Origin of the sequence: Roseburia sp. AM23-20, from assembly GCF_003470905.1 — a bacterium.
GTDB lineage: Bacteria > Bacillota > Clostridia > Lachnospirales > Lachnospiraceae > Roseburia > Roseburia rectibacter.
Genome location: NZ_QRHS01000073.1, coordinates 1 through 904 on the forward strand (window position 1 = coordinate 1; position 904 = coordinate 904).

General features: G+C 42.9%; 2 protein-coding genes. Both read left to right on the forward strand.

Annotated features, from left to right (window positions below):
• A partial coding sequence (locus tag DW650_RS19635) for an IS1634 family transposase (protein WP_330414709.1) occupies positions 1-639 on the forward strand: 639 nt, incomplete at its 5' end.
• Between the two features lie 2 nt (positions 640-641).
• Positions 642-863, forward strand: coding sequence for an ErpK protein (locus DW650_RS19375; RefSeq protein ID WP_118210888.1), 222 nt, complete (start codon positions 642-644; stop codon positions 861-863).
• The last annotated feature ends 41 nt before the right edge of the window (positions 864-904 follow it).

Here is a 904-nt window from a genome sequence, read left to right on the forward strand (position 1 = left end):
AATATAGAAGAAAAGATCGACCGAATGTCACTGTTCCTGCGTGAGCATCAGGGTATGAAACTGAATCTTGACAATGAGTTCCGCAGATATTTTGATCTGGTCATTTATCATGAAGGCCAGGATGATGAAAAGTTCATGTATGGTCGTGAACGTTACCAGGTCATTAATGAAGAGATAGCCCTGTGTGGTTACTTTGTTATTATCACATCTGAAAAGATGGATGCAGCGGATGCCCTTGATCTTTATAAAAGCCGGGATGCATCCGAAAAACTGTTCCGGGAAGATAAAACCTTCCTTGGAAACAGGACAATGCGCTGCCAGAGCAATGAGGCACTGCACGCAAAGATCTTCATAGAGTTTGTAGCACTAATTATCAGGAACAGGATCCACTTCCTGCTCAAGGAACAGATGCTGAAAACCCATCAAAAAGAGAATTACATGACAGTGCCTGCGGCTATCCGTGAACTTGAGAAAATCGAAATTGTGCGACAAACTGATGGCAAATACTATCGGGATTATGCGGTAACTGCAACGCAGAAGTCGATTCTGAAAGCATTCGGCTTATCCGAGATAAACGTTGGGAAACAGGCTGTTGACATTAATGAAGATCTTAGGACCTGCAATGCGAAGGAGGCATAGTAATGGCATGTAGAAAAATCAGTATCGATGACAGGATTGAACAGCAGAAGCTGGTTGTTTCCAAAGCCAAGGACAGGTATGAAGCAGAACTCGAGCAGCTCAATCAGCTGATGAAAAAACGTGATGAGCTACGTAATAAAGAGTTGCTTCAGGCTATCGAGCATAGCAATCGTTCATTTGAGGAAATCATGGACTTCCTTGGCACCGATGACTCCCAGAATTAAACCTAGAAGCCATCGAGAGTTAATTTTTCAGGAAGTTCACA

Bases quoted from the DNA above. Each gene is read 5' to 3' on its own strand.
- DW650_RS19375 (WP_118210888.1), top strand. From the start codon at position 642: ATGGCATGTAGAAAAATCAGTATCGATGACAGGATTGAACAGCAGAAG.